Below are 285 nucleotides of genomic sequence, written 5' to 3' on the forward strand. Positions count from 1 at the left end.
TTTCTATATTGATTGACTCTGAATGACCAAAAAACACCGGTACTCTTACACACGTTGGGTTTACTGCAATGGTAGTATCGCCTAATATTTTATGCGTTTCGTTAACCATTTTCATTTCTTCACGGGTGTAGCCGTTATCTTCAAATGCATCTATTTGTGGGATCACGTTAAACGCAATTTGCTTAGGAAATATATCGCTGTCAACTGGGCGGGCATTCATTAAGTTAGCGGTTTGCTTTGCTAACTCATCAACCGCTTTTTTACCTGCGCCCGACACTGCTTGAT

Annotated in this window: 1 protein-coding gene; it reads right to left on the bottom strand. The window is 40.7% G+C overall.

The window, feature by feature from the left end:
• A partial coding sequence (locus tag AAEY62_RS21885; protein WP_350636505.1) for an Asd/ArgC dimerization domain-containing protein occupies positions 1-285 on the bottom strand: 285 nt, incomplete at both ends.

It is taken from the genome of Pseudoalteromonas sp. GW168-MNA-CIBAN-0100 (assembly GCF_040309225.1).
Classification (GTDB): domain Bacteria; phylum Pseudomonadota; class Gammaproteobacteria; order Enterobacterales; family Alteromonadaceae; genus Pseudoalteromonas; species Pseudoalteromonas arctica.